This is a genomic window from Pseudomonas sp. P106(2024) (assembly GCF_057480815.1).
Genome location: NZ_JBLIYU010000019.1, coordinates 83,331 through 99,641, shown reverse-complemented (window position 1 = coordinate 99,641; position 16,311 = coordinate 83,331). Strand labels below are relative to the sequence as shown.

At 67.1% G+C, this 16,311-nt stretch carries 14 protein-coding genes; 7 read left to right on the top strand and 7 right to left on the bottom strand.

What is annotated here, in order from left to right; genetic code table 11:
- Positions 1 to 616: 616 nt before the first annotated feature.
- Positions 617 to 1,486, bottom strand: a complete 870-nt coding sequence (locus AC25M7_RS23005; protein ID WP_062363416.1) for a LysR substrate-binding domain-containing protein — start codon at positions 1,484 to 1,486, stop codon at positions 617 to 619.
- A gap of 245 nt (positions 1,487 to 1,731) precedes the next feature.
- On the opposite strand from AC25M7_RS23005, the gene AC25M7_RS23000 reads away from it, so the two are divergent.
- From AC25M7_RS23000 to AC25M7_RS22980, 5 genes are all read left to right on the top strand, one after another.
- A complete protein-coding gene (locus tag AC25M7_RS23000) occupies positions 1,732 to 3,048 on the top strand; it encodes an MFS transporter (protein WP_028688728.1) in 1,317 nt (438 codons plus the stop codon).
- 14 nt (positions 3,049 to 3,062) lie between these two features.
- Positions 3,063 to 4,454, top strand: a complete 1,392-nt coding sequence (locus tag AC25M7_RS22995; RefSeq protein WP_486971505.1) for an FAD-dependent oxidoreductase — start codon at positions 3,063 to 3,065, stop codon at positions 4,452 to 4,454.
- Positions 4,455 to 4,559: 105 nt separating this feature from the next.
- On the top strand, positions 4,560 to 5,270 hold the full coding sequence (locus tag AC25M7_RS22990) for a YebC/PmpR family DNA-binding transcriptional regulator (RefSeq protein ID WP_028688730.1): 711 nt from the start codon (positions 4,560 to 4,562) through the stop codon (positions 5,268 to 5,270).
- Between the two features lie 87 nt (positions 5,271 to 5,357).
- The gene (locus tag AC25M7_RS22985; protein WP_028688731.1) at positions 5,358 to 6,302 is read left to right on the top strand and encodes a LysR family transcriptional regulator; all 945 of its coding nucleotides are present in this window, start codon (positions 5,358 to 5,360) and stop codon (positions 6,300 to 6,302) included.
- Positions 6,303 to 6,383: 81 nt separating this feature from the next.
- Entirely contained in the window at positions 6,384 to 7,796 is a 1,413-nt protein-coding gene (locus AC25M7_RS22980; RefSeq protein WP_062363426.1) for a DOPA decarboxylase, read from the top strand.
- Between the two features lie 223 nt (positions 7,797 to 8,019).
- Here AC25M7_RS22980 and AC25M7_RS22975 read toward each other — a convergent pair whose 3' ends face one another.
- From AC25M7_RS22975 to AC25M7_RS22955, 5 genes are all read right to left on the bottom strand, one after another.
- Positions 8,020 to 8,934, bottom strand: a complete 915-nt coding sequence (locus AC25M7_RS22975) for a pyridoxal-phosphate dependent enzyme (RefSeq protein WP_486971504.1) — start codon at positions 8,932 to 8,934, stop codon at positions 8,020 to 8,022.
- A gap of 15 nt (positions 8,935 to 8,949) precedes the next feature.
- Positions 8,950 to 9,645, bottom strand: a complete 696-nt coding sequence (locus AC25M7_RS22970) for a helix-turn-helix transcriptional regulator (protein WP_062363432.1) — start codon at positions 9,643 to 9,645, stop codon at positions 8,950 to 8,952.
- A 141-nt stretch (positions 9,646 to 9,786) separates the two neighbouring features.
- Positions 9,787 to 11,490 (bottom strand): amidase, encoded by a 1,704-nt coding sequence (locus AC25M7_RS22965; protein ID WP_028688735.1) that lies wholly within the window; start codon positions 11,488 to 11,490, stop codon positions 9,787 to 9,789.
- Positions 11,491 to 11,693: 203 nt separating this feature from the next.
- Positions 11,694 to 12,530 carry a glutathione-dependent disulfide-bond oxidoreductase gene (gene yghU / locus AC25M7_RS22960; RefSeq protein WP_062363434.1) on the bottom strand — a complete coding sequence of 279 codons (837 nt, stop codon included), beginning with the start codon at positions 12,528 to 12,530 and terminating at the stop codon, positions 11,694 to 11,696.
- 124 nt (positions 12,531 to 12,654) lie between these two features.
- Complete coding sequence (locus AC25M7_RS22955; RefSeq protein WP_486971503.1) at positions 12,655 to 13,611, bottom strand: DMT family transporter; 957 nt, start codon at positions 13,609 to 13,611, stop codon at positions 12,655 to 12,657.
- Positions 13,612 to 13,715: 104 nt separating this feature from the next.
- On the opposite strand from AC25M7_RS22955, the gene AC25M7_RS22950 reads away from it, so the two are divergent.
- A complete protein-coding gene (locus AC25M7_RS22950) occupies positions 13,716 to 14,600 on the top strand; it encodes a LysR substrate-binding domain-containing protein (RefSeq protein WP_069015812.1) in 885 nt (294 codons plus the stop codon).
- Positions 14,601 to 14,720: 120 nt separating this feature from the next.
- Entirely contained in the window at positions 14,721 to 15,875 is a 1,155-nt protein-coding gene (locus AC25M7_RS22945; RefSeq protein WP_486971502.1) for a GGDEF domain-containing protein, read from the top strand.
- A gap of 1 nt (position 15,876) precedes the next feature.
- Here AC25M7_RS22945 and AC25M7_RS22940 read toward each other — a convergent pair whose 3' ends face one another.
- On the bottom strand, positions 15,877 to 16,200 hold the full coding sequence (locus AC25M7_RS22940) for a DUF2790 domain-containing protein (protein WP_028688740.1): 324 nt from the start codon (positions 16,198 to 16,200) through the stop codon (positions 15,877 to 15,879).
- Positions 16,201 to 16,311: the final 111 nt, after the last annotated feature.

The following is a 16,311-nucleotide window of genomic DNA, read 5'->3' as shown; positions in this document are numbered from 1 at the left end:
GGCCCCAGCGCTTGACGGGCATCCATGCCCGTCACCTCCCTCCGCAAGTCCTGCGTTCGGCCTCCTGAAGTCGCGCAAGTTACGGGCGGCGCCTGAACTGGCGCAGCTGTCGCTAGTTAGAGCTTAATTAATCTCTCGATTGCCCCGCGAAAAGGGCCGGAACAGCCAATACATAACTAATGGCCAAACAACTAACTTCGCGCTTCTTGCTCTTGCTCTTGCTCTTGCTCTTGCTCTTGCTCTTGCTCTTGCTCTTGCTCTTGCTCTTGCTCTTGCTCTTGCTCTTGCTTCTAAGCGCGCGGTAGTCCAGGCGCCGCCAATTGCGACTTCAGGAGGCCGAGCGGAGTTCTTGCGAAGGGAGGTGACGGCCATGGATGGCCGTCAAGCGCTGCGCCCCAGGATGGGGCGTTCAGCGCGGTCCTCCCGGGAGCCAGAACGGAGCGAGGGAACCCCGGAGCGAAGCGTAGGGGCCGGATGAACGGAGCGGAACGGTTTTGCCTACTTTTCCCTAGAGAAAAGTAGGTCGCCGTAAAGGCGAAAAGGTGACTAAATGTCGATATTGTCTACGAATGTGCATACAAAAATCAAAAAAATCACCAAGTAACCAGCTCCAGCCCTAAACCCCCTCCAAAACCATCTCCAAAAACGTAGCCACCACCCGCCGCGTCCTCTGCTCACTCAAACAAACCAACGTCTCAGTCAAATGCCGCCGACAATCCACAATCGGCAAAGCACAAACCCTCGCATCAGCCCCAAACTCCGCCGCCGAAACAACCCCAACCCCAATCCCCACCACCACCGCCTCGCGCGCCGCCTCGCGCCCCTCGACCTGGATCGCCGGCCGAATCCGCAACCCGGCCCGCTGCATTTCTTCCTCCAGCGTCTGCCGCGTCACCGACCCCGGCTCACGCAGCACCAGCGGCGTGTCGTCCAGATCCGCCAGGCTGATCTGCCCCCGGCTGGCCCACGGGTGGTTGTGCGAGACAAACGCCACCATCGGGTCACGCCGCATCGGCACGCAGAACAACCGCTCATCATCGACATCGCGCCCGAGCAGGGCCAGGTCCGCCTGGTAACTGAACAGCCGGGCCAGCGACTCGTCGGTATTGCCGGTCTCGATCTTCACCTGGATCCCCGGATAGCGCTGACAGAACCGGGCGATCTGCGGCAGCACGTGCACCGGCGCGTCCACCGCCAGGGTCAGGCTGCCGGTGTGCAGGGCGCGGGAGTCCTGCAGCAGCTCCACGGCCTCGGCCTCGCAGGCGAACAGGCGTTGGGTCACGCCCAGCAGGCGCTCGCCCAGGTCGGTCAGTTGTACAGAACGCTTGTTGCGCTGGAACAGCAGCACGCCGAAGCGCTCCTCGAGCTTGCGCACCTGGTCGGACACCGCCGGCTGGGTCAGAAACAGCTTCTGCGCCGCACGGGTAAAGCTGCCCTGTTCGGCGACCGCATGAAAGGCCTTGAGTTGAGCATGGGAGACCGACATCGAACACTCCACTTAAAAGCTGGGCTTATGTGTGAAATACGATAAATCGATTTTATTTATCAGTCAGCAGCTGTTTCCATGTGTTTCAACCCGACCACGCTGCCACGAGCGGCGGCATGTCGGCCATGGCGGCACCACCGCCATCTGACCAGGTGACGTCCCTCCGTCACGCAGTGCGCAACACAACAACAAGACAGGCGTTTCTTCACATTCTGCCGGCACACTCAAACAAGAGGTCAGAGTCAATGAATCAATCCCTGGGCGCCATCAAGCGTTGGCGCGTGCAGATCTTCGCGATCACCTGGCTGGCCTACGCCGCCTTCTACTTCACCCGCAAGGCCTTCTCGGTGGCCAAGCTCGGCATCGGCGAGGATCCGAATTTCATGCTCGACAAGGCCGCCATGGCCAACCTCGACGCGATCTACCTGGCCGCCTACGCCGTGGGCCAGTTCACCTGGGGGATGCTCGCCGACCGATTCGGCCCCCGCGTAGTGGTGCTCGGCGGGCTGCTGATCTCCGCGGCGGCCGCGGTGGTGATGGGCAGCTACGCGACCTTCCCGATCTTCGCCACCTGCATGCTGATCCAGGGGCTGGCGCAGTCCACCGGCTGGGCGGGACTGTGCAAGAACATCGGCAGTTTCTTCCCGGCCTCCCAGCGCGGCCGGGTGCTGGGGCTGTGGAGTTCGTGCTACGCCTTTGGCGGCCTGGTGGCCTCGCCGTTCGCCGGCTGGTGGGCCTACACCCTGGTCGGCACCTGGCACGCGGCGTTCTTCTCCAGCGCCGTGGTGGTGGCCGCGGTGGCGGTATTGTTCTTCATTTTCCAGCGCAACAAGCCCGAGGATGTCGGCCTGCCGGCGGTGGAGCCCGAGCCGCAGAGCATGGCCCCGGGGGCGAACCTTTGCAGCGTGTGGTCGCCGCTGCGCGAGATCCTGCGCAACCGCACGGTGCTGACCCTGGGCCTGGCCTACTTCATGCTCAAACCGGCCCGCTACGCCATCCTGCTGTGGGGCCCGGTGATCGTCTTCGAGCAGATGCCGTCGGTGGGCAAGGTCGGCGCGGCGATCATCCCCACCGCCTTCGAGCTGGCCGGGCTGCTCGGCCCGATCCTCATCGGCCTGGCCTCGGACAAGCTGTTCGGTGCCCGACGCATGCCGGCCTGCGTGATCAGCCTGGTACTGCTGACCCTGACCCTGGCCGGCTTCATGGCGGCGATGCACAGCGGCAGCGTGCTGCTGGTGGTGGCCCTGCTGTTCGTCATGGGCCTGACCCTGTACGGCCCGGATTCGATGATCAGCGGCGCCGCGGCCATCGACTTTGGCACGGCCAAGGCCGGTGCCACCGCGGCCGGCTTCGTCAACGGCTGCGGCTCGGTGGGCGCGGTGCTCGGCGGCCTGCTGCCCGGTTACTTCGACAGCGTCACGGTGTTCATCGTCTTCGCCGGCACCGCGCTGTTCTCCGCCCTGGTGCTGCTGCCGCACTGGAACAGCCGCCCGGCGACTGCCCTGCAGGCCAATGACGTGGCACCCAATACCAGCATGGCGATCAAGCCACTGCGTACCTAAAGGAAAGCGAGTAGATGAGACCCTTCTGGCTGCAACAGGCCCTGGACCAGGAAGACGAAGCGCTGTGCCCGCCGCTCGCCGGTGACGTGCGTTGCGACGTGTGCATCGTCGGCGGCGGCTACACCGGCCTGTGGACCGCACTGATGATCAAGGAACAGGCGCCGCAGCTGGAGGTGCTGCTGATCGAGGCGGATATCTGCGGCGCCGGGGCCAGTGGGCGCAATGGTGGTTGCGCGCTGTCCTGGTCGGCCAAGTACTTCACCCTCGAGCGGTTGTTCGGGGTGGCCGAGGCGGTGCGTCTGGTGCGCGAGTCCGAGCGCAGCATCGGCGCCATCGGCGAGTTCTGCGCGGCCAACGGCATCCGCTGCGACTACCGCATGGACGGCACCCTCTACACCGCCACCAACCAGGCCCAGCTCGGCGGCACCGATGCGGTGATCGCTGCGCTGGAACAGCAGGGCATCAACTCGTTCCAGCGCCTGGCGCTGGAACAGGTGCAGCGCCTGGCCGGTTCCGAACGGCACCTGGAGGGCTGGTATTCGCCGGCCGCGGCCACGGTGCAGCCGGGGCGGCTGGTGCGCGGCCTGCGCCGGGTGGCCTTGCAACGTGGCGTGCGCATCCACGAGGGCACGGCGATGACCGGCCTGGAGCATGGCGCGCCGGTGCAGGTGCGCACCCGCGCCGGCACTGTCCGCGCCGACCGCGTGGTGCTGGGCCTCAATGCCTGGATGGCGCGGGCCTTCCCGCAGTTCGAGCGCAGCGTGGCCATCGTCTCCAGCGACATGGTGATCACCGAGCCATGCCCCGAGCTGCTGCGCCGGATCGGCCTGGACAGCGGCGTCAGCGTGCTCGACTCGCGGATCTTCGTGCACTACTACCACAACACTTCCGATGGCCGGCTGATGCTCGGCAAGGGCGGCAACACCTTTGCTTATGGCGGGCGCATGCTGCCGGTGTTCGACCAGCCGTCGCCGTACCAGCCGCTGCTGCGCGAAAGCCTGGCCGAGTTCTTCCCGGCGCTGGCCGAGGTGCCGCTGGCGGCGAGCTGGAACGGGCCATCGGACCGTTCGGTGACCGGGCTGCCGTTCTTCGGTCGGCTCGATGGGCAGGGCAACGTGTTCTACGGCTTCGGCTACTCCGGCAGCGGGGTCGGGCCGTGTCACATGGGCGGGCAGATCCTGTCGTCGTTGGCACTGGGGCTGGACAACACCTGGACCCGTTCGCCGCTGGTCAAGGGGCCGTTGGGGCAGTTTCCGCCGGAGCCGGTGCGCTACCTGGGGTCGTTGTTGGTGCGCAACGCCATCCGCCGCAAGGAACGCGCCGAGGACCGCGGCGTGCGCCCGCGCCGGCTGGACGTGCGCCTGGCGAAGTTCGCGGCGGCGGCGGGGAAGGCGGACAAAGGCTGAAGCCGACGCGATTTCTTGTCGAACCCGGCGCGCAGGGCGTATAAACTCTCCCCACTTTTAGGCCGGTCGCTTCCTGAACCGGCCGCGGAAACAAAGAGAGTCGATATGGGCGCACAGTGGAAAGCCAAACATAGAGAAACAGCGGCCAATGCCAAAGGCAAGATCATGGGCAAGCTGGCCAAGGAGATCCAGATCGCTGCCAAGTCCGGTGCCGACCCGGACATGAACCCGCGCCTGCGCCTGGCCATCGTCCAGGCCAAAAAAGCCTCGATGACCCGTGAGACCCTGGAGCGCGCGATCAAGAAAGGCGCGGGCCTGGACGGCGAGGCCGTGCAGTACCATGCCGTCAGCTATGAAGGTTTCGCCCCGCACCAGGTGCCGCTGATCGTCGAGTGCCTGACCGACAACATCAACCGCACCGTGGCCCAGATCCGCGTGCTGTTCCGCAAGGGCCAGCTCGGCGCCAGCGGCTCGGTGGCCTGGGACTTCAACCATGTTGGCCTGATCGAGGCCACCCCGGAAGGTGACGCCGATCCGGAAATGGCGGCCATCGAAGCCGGTGCCCAGGACTTCGAGGACGGCGAGGAAGAGGGCTCGACCCTGTTCATCACCGACACCACCGACCTGGACGCCGTGCAGAAGGCCCTGCCGGAGCATGGTTTCACCGTCACCTCGGCGAAGATCGGCTACACCCCTAAGAACCCGGTGAGCGCCGCCGGCCTGAGCGCCGAAGCGCTGGCCGAGGTCGAGGCCTTCCTCGAGGCGATCGACGAGAACGAAGACGTGCAGAACGTCTATGTCGGCCTGACCGACTGATCCGCGCGTCATCCTCGCGGGGCAAGCCCACTCCCAGCACGTTCTGTGGGAGCGGGCTTGCCCCGCGATCATTTCCGGACCTGTGCCATGCACCCCACCTTCGCCTCCCTCAGCCTCGCCCACCTGCGCACCCTCGACTGCCTCCTGCAGCTGAAGAACCTCAGCCACGCCGCCGAGCGCCTGGGCTGCAGCCAATCGGCGCTGAGCCGCCAGCTGGCCAGCCTGCGCGAGGCCTTCGACGACCCGCTGCTGGTGCGCCAGGGCCGTGGCTACGTGCTCAGCGAACACGCTGAGGCGCTGGTCGAACCGCTGCGCCAGGTACTGGAGGAGCTCAACGCCTTGCGCCAGCCCGCGGCGTTCGACCCGGCGCGCTGCGAGCGGCGCTTCTGCCTGGCGGCCTCCGACTACGTGGCCGAGCACATGCTGCCGCAGCTGGTCAAGGTACTGGAGCAGGAGGCACCGGGGGTGTCGCTGGAGTACCGCACCTGGCAGGCCGGGCAGTATGCCTTGCTTGCCAGTGGCGAGATCGACCTGGCCACCACGCTGTTCGACGAGTCACCGCCCAACCTGCACGGTCGGTTGCTGGGCGAGGACCGGGCGGTATGCCTGATGCGTCACGACCATCCACTGAGCGCCCGCGCCGAGTTGAGCCAGGACGACTACCTGGCCTTCAAGCACGTAAGGGTGTCCGGGGGCGGCGACAAGGACAGCTTCATCGACCGTCATCTGCGCGCCCAGGGGCTGCAGCGGCGCATCAGCCTGGAGGTGCCGTTCTTCAGCGCGATGGTCCAGGTGCTCGGCAATGGCCAGGCCCTGGCCACGGTGCCCGAGCACATTGCCCGGCAGCTGGCGCGGCTGCATGGCCTGAGCTGGCGGCCGATGGGCTTCATCGACCACACCCAGCGCTATTGGGTGGTCTGGCACCAGCGCCTGCAGGCCTCGGCCGAGCACCGCTGGTTGCGCAACCGGGTGTTCGAGGTGTGGCGTCAGTCGCAGTTCGGCGTGCAGGGCGGGCATGCGCCTTCGCTATAGCAGCTATGCGCGAAGCGGGGTTATTCGCAAACCGGCAGGCGCCTAGACTGCGGGCAATGGACACCGCCCAGGAGCGCGCGCATGACACCCGAACAATTCCGCCAGTACGGCCACCAACTGATCGACCTGATCGCCGACTACCGCCAGACCGTCGGCGAGCGCCCGGTCATGGCCCAGGTCCAGCCGGGCTACCTCAAGGCCGCCTTGCCCGAGGGCGCGCCGCAGAAGGGCGAGCCGTTTGAAGCCATCCTCGCCGACGTCGACAAGCTGGTGATGCCCGGCCTGTCCCACTGGCAGCACCCGGACTTCTACGGTTACTTCCCCTCCAACGGCACCCTGTCGTCGGTGCTCGGCGACTTCCTCAGCACCGGCCTGGGCGTGCTCGGCCTGTCGTGGCAGTCCAGCCCGGCCCTGAGCGAGCTGGAGGAAACCACCCTCGACTGGCTGCGTCAGCTGCTGGGTCTGAGCGGGCAATGGAGCGGGGTGATTCAGGACACCGCCTCGACCAGCACCCTGGTGGCGCTGATCAGTGCCCGCGAGCGTGCCACCGACCACGCCCAGGTGCATGGCGGCCTGCAGGCCCAGGCCAAACCGTTGATCGTCTACGTCAGCGCCCATGCCCACAGCTCGGTGGACAAGGCCGCGCTGTTGGCCGGCTTTGGCCGCGACAACATCCGCCTGATCCCCACCGACGCCCGCTACGCCATGCGTCCTGAAGCGCTGCGCGAGGCCATCGAGCAGGACCTGGCCGCCGGCAACCAGCCCTGTGCCGTGGTCGCCACCACCGGCACCACCACCACCACCGCGCTGGACCCGCTGCGCCCGATCGGCGAGATCGCCCAGGCCAACCAGCTGTGGCTGCACGTGGACTCGGCCATGGCCGGTTCGGCGATGATCCTCCCGGAGTGCCGCTGGATGTGGGACGGCATCGAGCTAGCCGATTCGGTGGTGGTCAACGCCCACAAGTGGCTGGGCGTGGCCTTCGACTGCTCGATCTACTACGTGCGCGATCCGCAGCACCTGATCCGGGTGATGAGCACCAACCCCAGCTACCTGCAGTCGGCGGTCGATGGCGAGGTGAAGAATCTGCGCGACTGGGGCATCCCGCTGGGGCGTCGGTTCCGGGCACTGAAACTGTGGTTCATGCTGCGCAGCGAAGGGGTCGAGGCCCTGCAGCAACGCCTGCGCCGCGACCTGGAAAACGCCCGCTGGCTGGCCGCACAAATCGAGTCGGCACCGCAGTGGGAAGTGCTGGCGCCGGTGCAGTTGCAGACCCTGTGCATCCGCCATCGCCCGGCGGGCCTCGAGGGCGAGGCGCTGGATGCCCACACCCGCGGCTGGGCCGAGCGCCTCAACGCCTCGGGTGACGCCTACGTGACCCCGGCGACCCTGGACGGGCGCTGGATGGTGCGGGTGTCGGTGGGGGCGTTGCCGACCGAGCGTGAACATGTGCAGCAGTTGTGGGCGCGTTTGCAGGCGGTGGTGGCGGAATAAACACCATTCAGGTCTCGCTGTATCTTTATTGATATAGCGATCAGGCGGTCCTGCCCAGTGGCCACGGCGCCGGGCGCAGGCTGCGTAGCAGCAGGTCGGCCTGGGCCTGGGTGGAGGCGCGGGTGGGCCTGACCTGCCCCGAGCTGCCGGGCGCCATGCCGAAGCGGAAGATAGCGATAGCGTGTTTGCCGACAGCTGCGCGGTTTCAGCTATGCCAGCTGAATCAGCAGGCCGCTCGCCAGGCGCGGATCTGTTCCAGCGTGGCGGTGGCGCCGCCGCAGACGATCACCAGCACATTGCCGTAGGCGGCCACGGCCTCGGGTTGTTCGAGCAGGGCCAGCGCGGCGCCGCAGGCCGGTTCCACCAGCAGGCGATGATCACGCAGCAGGCGCTCGCAGGCGTCGAGGGCTTCGCGGTCACTGATCAGGTGGCTGCGCACCGGGTGCTGGCGGGTGCAGGCCAGCGCCTGCTCGGCGACCCGTTTGGCGCCCAGCGAAGTGGCCACCGAGGCGATGCGCGGCAGTTCCACGGTGTGCCCGGCGGCGATGGCGGCGTGCAGCGACGCCGCGCCATCGGTCTCCACCGCCAGCACCGGTACATCCTGCCAGCCGTTGCGCTGCAAGCCTTCAACCACGCCGCGGAGCAGGCCGCCGCCGCCGACCGAAAGCACCACCGCGTCAGGCTTGAAGCCGGCGGCGGCGACCTCGTCGATCATGCTGGCGTGGCCTGTCCACAGCAGCGGATCGTCGAACGGGTGGATGAAGGCGTCGTCCGCGCCGACCAGGGTCTGGGCGTGCTCATTGGCTTCCTGCCAGGAACTGCCGCGCACGATCACGCGGGCGTCTTCCAGACGCAGCAGTTCCCTGGCCCGTTCGGTAGTGGTCTCGGGCACCACCACGGTGACCGGTACACCGAGCTTGCGGCCGGCATAGGCCACCGCCAGGCCGGCATTGCCGCCGGACGACGAGACGAAATGCCGGGCACCCCGGGCATGGTGGACCTCGCAGGCATGGCCGACGCCGCGCAGCTTGAACGAGCCGCACGGTTGCAGGGCTTCGAGCTTGAGCCACACCGGGCGGTCGGCGCTCAGGGACAATGGGCGGGATTCGATCAGCGGGGTAGGAATGTGCAGCGGCATGATGGGCTCCGGGGTTCAGTCGCGGGCAGCCGTGGCGGGCTCGCCGCGCAGCTGCTCCAGGTAGTTGTAGACGGTGTAGCGGGTCACGCCGAGGGCTTCGGCGGCTTTCTCCACGCCACCCTTGACGATGAACAGGCCGCGCTCCTGCATGAGGCGCACGGCCTCGACCTTGGCCTGTTTGTTCATCCGCCCCTGGCCGCTGCGTTGCAGCGCATCCTGGATGATCCCGGCCATCAGCGCGGTCATGTCGGCCGCCTCGTCGGCCGGCGCCGGTGTCGCGCCCAGTGGCTGGAAGTGCTGGAGAAAGGCCATGGCGGCCTCCAGGCCGGTGACGTCGGTGTTCACGCACAGGCTGGCGAAGGGCAGGCCGTCGCGGTCGCGGAAGATCGCCGTGGCGCTGCGCAGGCTGCGGCCCTTGAGGGTGGTGGGGTAGTCGGGCAGCACCACCGGCGCGCAGCCCTGCTGGTCGGCCGAAGCCTGCATCAACGCCTTGAAGCCCTGGTCCTGCTCGGGGGCGGCGAGAATCGGGCTGCCGACCCGGCGACCGGAAAGATGGCCGTTGACGATCGCCACCACCGAGTGCTCCGGGTGTTCGAGGTCGTGCAGGAGGATCTCGACGTTGCGTGGGACGACACTGCCCAAGGCCTGCAGGGTGGCCTGGAGAACAGTCAGGGTGAGCTGGCGTTCTTGCTGGGTGGTGGGAGAGGGCATGGGAAGGGGCCTGATTCAATAATGTGTTGAATTTTACACAAAAAGTTGAATCTGGTGAGTGCAGTTGTTTGGCCCACATGAAAACGGGGCCAACCCGCTCCTGCGGGCTGCAGGAGCAAGTTGGCCCCGTTGTCAGGCGAATCAGCCCAGCTTTGGCGTACGCGGCGGGATCATGCGGCGCGAGCCGGTCGACTCGAAGGCAGCAGCGAATTTCAACAGATTGTTGTCACTGTACGCCTTGCCGGCGAAGGTCAGCCCCACCGGCATGCCGATATCGGCCATCACGCCCATCGGCACGGTCACGGTCGGTACGCCCAGGTGACGGATCGCCAGGTTGCCGTTGGCCACCCAGATGCCGTTGCTCCAGGCGATGTCCGCCGACTCCGGGTTCACATCGGCGTCCGCCGGGCCGACGTCGGCCACGGTGGGGAACAGCACCGCGTCCAGGCCCTGGGCGTCCATCCAGTCTTCCAGGTCGAGCTTGCGGGTGGCTTCCAGGCCGCGCAGGCCATCGGGCACGGTGGCGATCTGGTCCCAGGTCTTCAGGCCGCGCTTGGCCATGTTGACGTATTCGTCCATGCCGGCGGCCAGGTCGTCCTCACGGTTGGGCAGGGTGCCCGGGTCGTGGGGGAAGATCTGCGGGCCGTCGACATCGGCCAGGCGGTTGAGCTTGGGATCGTCGTTGGCGCGCAGGAAATCGTCGAAGGCCCAGCCGGACAGTTCCCACAGTTCGTCATGGAGGAACTCCTTGCTGACGATGCCGCGGGTGAACACGGTCGGCGCGCCCGGGCGATCGCCCTCGCAGTTGGACACCAGCGGGAAGTCGGTCTCCACCACTTCGGCGCCGGCCGCTTCCAGGGCCTGGCGCGCCTGCTGCCACAGTTCGATCACGCTGGCGCGGGTGTTGATGCGCTGTCCGGTCGGGCCGCCGATGCCGGGTTTTTCCGAGGTGCCTGCGTCGGGGTCGGCGTTGATGTACATGCGTGGCACGGCGAAGCGCTTGCCTTTGAGCGACTCGGCGCCTACGGCCAGGTCCAGGTACGAGCGGGGGCGCACGCTCGAGGCGGCCGGAATCGGCACCCATGGCTGCAGGCGCCACAGGTCGCCGCGGGTGTCGCTGTCGTCGGCCACCACCACGTCGAGGATTTCCAGCAGGTCGGCCATGGTCCTGGCATAGGGCACGACCACGTCCATGGTCGGTGTCAGCGGCCAGTTGCCGCGCACCGAGATCACCCCGCGTGACGGGGTGTAGGCGCACAGACCGTTGTTCGAGGCCGGGCCACGGCCACTGGACCAGGTTTCCTCGGCCAGGCCGAAGGCGCTGTAGCTGGCGGCGGTGGCGGTGCCGGCGCCGTTGGACGAGCCGGAGGCGAAGGGCGCGGTCAGGTAGGCGGCGTTGTACGGGCTTTCGGCGCGGCCATAGACGCCGCGCTGCATGCCGCCGTTGGCCATCGGCGGCATGTTGGTCTTGCCCAGGCAGATGGCGCCGCCGGCGCGCAGGCGCTCGACGGTGAAGGCATCGCGCTGGGCGACCAGGTCCTTGAACGCCGGGCTGCCGGAGGCGGCGGTCAGGCCCTTGACCAGGTAGCTGTCCTTGGCGGTGTAGGGAATGCCGTCCAGTGGGCCGAGGGTCTCGCCGCGGGCACGGCGGGCGTCGGAGGCTTCGGCCTCCTTGAGCGCGTCAGGGTTGCGCACGACCACGGCATTGAGTGCGGTGGCGGTGTCCTTGCCATCGTAGGCGTCGATGCGCGCCAGGTAGGCCTTGACCAACTCGACGGCGGTCGTGCGGCCGGACTCGAGCGCGTCGCGCAGCTCGGCAATGGAAACCTCGGTTACCTCGATCATGCTGTCACCACAGTTGTGCAGGTGGAAAAATCATGGCGGCGAGTGTAGCAAGAAGGTCCTGCTGGGCGCAGGCATGCAGCGGGGAAATGGTTGGTTGCAGCCAGGCAATCGAACGGCGGGGCGGTGTGCGCGGTTGCCTATGCCCCTCGAGGCATAGACAACACGGATGAGGTGCTCGCGTCGCGGTGTGTGGGGTGGCAGGATCACTCCAGGTCGCTGGCCGCGTGGCGCTCCGCCACCTGGCTGGCTTCCTCGCCCCAGGTGCGGTTGACGCGGGTGCCGCGCTGCACCGCCGGGCGTTGGGCGATGGCTTCGGCCCAACGCTGCACGTTCGGGTACTCGTGCACCGCGAGGAACTCGGCCGCGCCGTACAGGTTGCCGCGCACCAGCTGGCCGTACCAGGGCCACACGGCGATGTCGGCGATGCTGTAGGCGTCGCCGCCCAGGTAGGCGCTTTCGCCCAGGCGACGGTCGAGCACATCGAGCTGGCGCTTGGCTTCCATGGTGAAGCGGTTGATGGCGTACTCGAACTTTTCCGGCGCGTAGACGTAGAAGTGGCCGAAACCGCCGCCCAGGTAAGGCGCCGAGCCCATCTGCCAGAACAGCCAGTTGAGGCTTTCGGTGCGCGCGGCCAGGTCCTTGGGCAGGAAGGCGCCGAACTTTTCCGCCAGGTACAGCAGGATCGAACCGGACTCGAACACTCGCACCGGCGGTTCGACGCTGCGGTCGAGCAGGGCGGGGATCTTCGAGTTGGGATTGACCTGCACGAAGCCGCTGCCGAACTGGTCGCCCTCGCCGATGCGGATCAGCCAGGCGTCGTATTCGGCATCGCTGTGGCCGAGGGCCAGCAGTTCTTCCAGGAGAATGGTGACCTTGACCCCGTTGGGCGTGGCCAGGGAGTACAGCTGCAGCGGGTGCTTGCCGGTGGGCAGCGGCTTGTCGTGGGTGGGGCCGGCCACCGGACGGTTGATGCTGGCGAACTGGCCGCCGGAGGGCGCCTCGAAGGTCCAGACCTTGGGCGGAACGTAGGGCTTGCTCATGGGGAATCTCCAGGGTGGCGCAATGCGGGTTGACTGCTTCTATGCCATGGATTCGCCAATGGTCACAAGCGCGACATGCGCTTTGTAGGAGGTCGCCCAGCCCTTTCGCGACGCAAGGCCGCTCCTACGCGGACCGTGCAGGGGCTGCGGCCTGGGCCTCGGGTTTCTTCGCAGGCTTGAGCCGCGACACGCCGAACAGCACCAGCACCAGCCCGGCCACTTGGTACAGCGAAACCGCCTCGCTGAGGATCAGCCACGAGGCCAGCATGGTCAGCACCGGCCCCAGGTTGCCCACCGCGGCCGTGTGCGTAGGCCCCATGCGCTGGATCGCCAGGGCCACCCAGTAGATCGGCAGCACCGTGGAGAACAACGCCATCAGCGCCGCGTTGAGCCACACCGCGCTGGGCAGTTGCAGCAACGGCGCGACATCCGCCACCAGCAGGTAATGGGCCAGCACCATCAGCGACGAGGCGCTGCCGCACAGGCCGGCCAGGCGCATCGAGTTCATGCGCTTGAGCATCATCCCGGTGCCGGAATAGTACAGGGCATAGGTCACCGCGCTGGCGAACACCCACAGCGAGCCGACCAGCACCTGGTTGCCGCTGCCCGCGCTGGCGATGTCATGCACGAAGGCGATGCCCAGCCCCAGGTAGCACAGGCCCATGGCCGCCAGCGTGCGCAGGGTGGGGCGTTCGCGTTGGACGACGGCCTGGATCACCAGCACCAGGGTCGGGTAGGTGAACAGGATCAGGCGCTCCAGGCCGGCGCTGATGAACTGCAACCCATAGAAGTCGAACAGGCTGGCCAGGTAGTAGCCGAACAGGCCAAGCAGGGCAACCCGCAGGCCATCGCCGGCGCTCAGCGGCGCACCGCCCTGGCCACGACTGGCCCACACCAGCCAGGCGAACAGCGGCAGCGACAAGGCCATGCGCAGCGCCAGCAGGCTGATGGCGTCCACCGGGCCTGCGGCATAGGCGAGCTTGACGAAGATGGCCTTGAAGCTGAAACCCAGGGCCGCGAGGACGGCATACAGGCTGCCGTTGGCGAGGGCGCGGTGGAGCGGGGCGGGCAGGCGGGTCATGACAGGTCCGTGACGGCTAGGGGGCGTGGCTTATTCTGCGCAGAACGCAGGCAGGCTAGAATCGCTTTTTCTCGAACATGGCGTTCTGATTTGGAGAAGCCCTGATGCACTTCGACCTCGCGGACCTGCGCCTGCTCGCGGCCATTGCCGCGACCGGCAGCCTGAGCAAGGCGGCGGCGACCTTCCCGGTGGCGGTATCGGCCGCCAGCACCCGGCTGCGCCTGTTCGAGGCGCGCTGTGGCTTGACCCTGTTCCTGCGCAAGGCCGACGGCATGCAACTGACGCCTGCCGGGCGCCTGGTGCTGGAGTCGGCGCGCGGCGTGTTGGGCGAGGCGCAGAAGCTGCACGACACCCTCGACGAACTTGCCGGCCAGCGGCGCATCACCCTGCACCTGGCGGCCTCCACGGTGACCAACAGCACCTTGCTGCCGGCGGTGCTCGGGCCGTTCCTGGCCGACTACCCGGAGGTGGACCTGCAACTGGTCGAGCACAAGAGCATCGATGTGCTGCGCGTGGTGCTGGCCGGGGAGTGCGAGATCGGCGTGTACGACGGCAACCTGGTCAATGACGGCCTGGTGTCGCTGCCGTTTCGCACCGAACGCCTGGTGTTGCTGGTGCCGGTCGATCACCCGTTGGCCGGGCGCGGCCAGCTGCGACTGGCGGATGCGCTGGGGTTTGCTTTCGTCTGCCTGCCGGCCGAGCGCGCCATGCAGCGTTTCGTCGAGGAGCTGGCGATGAACCTGGCCATGCCGCTGAAGGTACGGGTGCGTGCCCCCAGCTTCGAAGCCATCGCCCAGCTGGTGGCCCAGCACGCCGGCATCGCCCTGATGCCCGAGACCGCCGCGGTGCGCGCCGAGCAGGAACTGGCGGTGCGCCGGGTGGCTCTGGAGGAGCGCTGGGCGACCCTGGAACTGCGCATTTGCTTGCGTGGTTGGGAGACGCTGAGCTCCCATGGGCGGCAACTGGTGAGCTTTCTTTCCGAGCAATAACGCGAGCGAATGGGTTGCTCGTCAGAATGCCATCATTTGGATATCAAATGTGCCTGTGCAAAAGCCTTCGAACGCATACAATCAGCGCTCTGAACGGTAATTCACAGGCCACACCCACCCATGGCGTTCGACGCTTGCACCCTGCTGACCCTCTCCATCGCCCTGGCCGCAGTCGCCGCCTTGTACCTGGCGGTGGAGTGGATCAGCGTACGTGAGTCTTCCTTGCTGTGCTGGAGCGCCAGCTTCGCCACCATCAGCGTCGGCTCCTCGCTTGCATTGCTGCGCGGCAGCGGCTATCTGTTCATCGGCATCTGGTTCGCCAATGGCATGCTGGTCGCCGCCCACTGGTTGTTTTTGCTGGGGGTTTCGCGCTTCACCGAGACGCGCCTGTCGCGGGCCTGCTACCTGGCGCCGCTGCTTTGGGCGAGCCTGCTGCTGCTGCCGCAATGGCCGCTGTGGTCGAAGACTTTCCTGGTGCTCAACTCGCTGCTGGTCGCCGGCTTTACCCTGTACGCCAGCGCGTTGCTGCGCCCGCACGGCAAGTCCCTCAGCGTGGGGGCGGTCCAGTTGCGCTACATCCTGCTGCTGCACGGCCTGTTCTACCTGGCCAAGACCTTGCCGGCGCTGCTGCCAGGGACACTGATCGACCTCACGGCGTTCCGTGGGCAGATCATCCAGGCGTCGCTGCTGGAGGGCGCCATGGCGATCATGCTGATCGCCCTGTCGATGACCGGCACCGTGCGCTACCGCCGCGAAGAGCGCATCGAGCGCCTGGCCGCGCGTGATCCGTTGACCGCGCTGTACAACCGTCGCGCCCTGGAGGTACGGGCGGCGAACCTGCTCAAGGAGGTCTCGGCGCAACGTCCGGGCGCCTTGCTGCTGATCGACATCGACCACTTCAAGTTGGTCAACGACCTGCACGGGCACGCCGCCGGCGACCGCCTGCTGGTGGCCTTGAGCGAGATGATCCGGGCATTGCTCCCAGAGCGGTCGATCGCAGCGCGCCTGGGGGGCGACGAGTTCGTCATCCTGCTGGGCGATGCCTCGCGCCAGGCCATCGAGCAGTTGGCCGATGCCTTGCGTCGGCAGTTCCAGGCCATGGCCGAACAGTCGTTCCGCACCCCGGAGGCGGTGACCCTGAGCATCGGCGCCAACCTGTTCGACCGGCCACCGGCCAGCCTGGCGGCCCTGATCGAGCAGGGCGATGTGCTGCTGTACGCCTCCAAGCGCGGCGGGCGCAACAGCCTGCAGCTGGTGGACGGGCTGCGCGGCTGAGCTACTTGTTGTTGATGCATTGCGACTGCACCGAGTAGCGCACGGTGCGCAGGGTGCCCTGGCTGTCCTCGAAGGTCATCAGCCGAGGCACCACCTCGCAGGTGCGCGGGTCGCCCGACTGGCGCACGAGGCGGGCGACGTCGAGCTTCATGCCATAGCGATAGTCGACGATCTCCGGCATCGGCTTGGCGCGTTGCGCCGCGTAGGCCGCCACGGCCTGCTGGTGGTCCTCAATCAACTGCTCGCTGTCTTGCCTGGAAAAACCCGTGGCCTGGGCCGAAAGGGAAAGCGCCAGCAGGGCGGCGATCAGGGTCGGTCGTAGCATGGTGCGTGTCTCCGAAAGGTTCGTTTCGCAGTCCACGCTAGCGACGGGCAGCCGACAGCGGCATGACGCCCGGGTTACAGATATGAAAGGTGGCCGGGGGATGCCGATCCC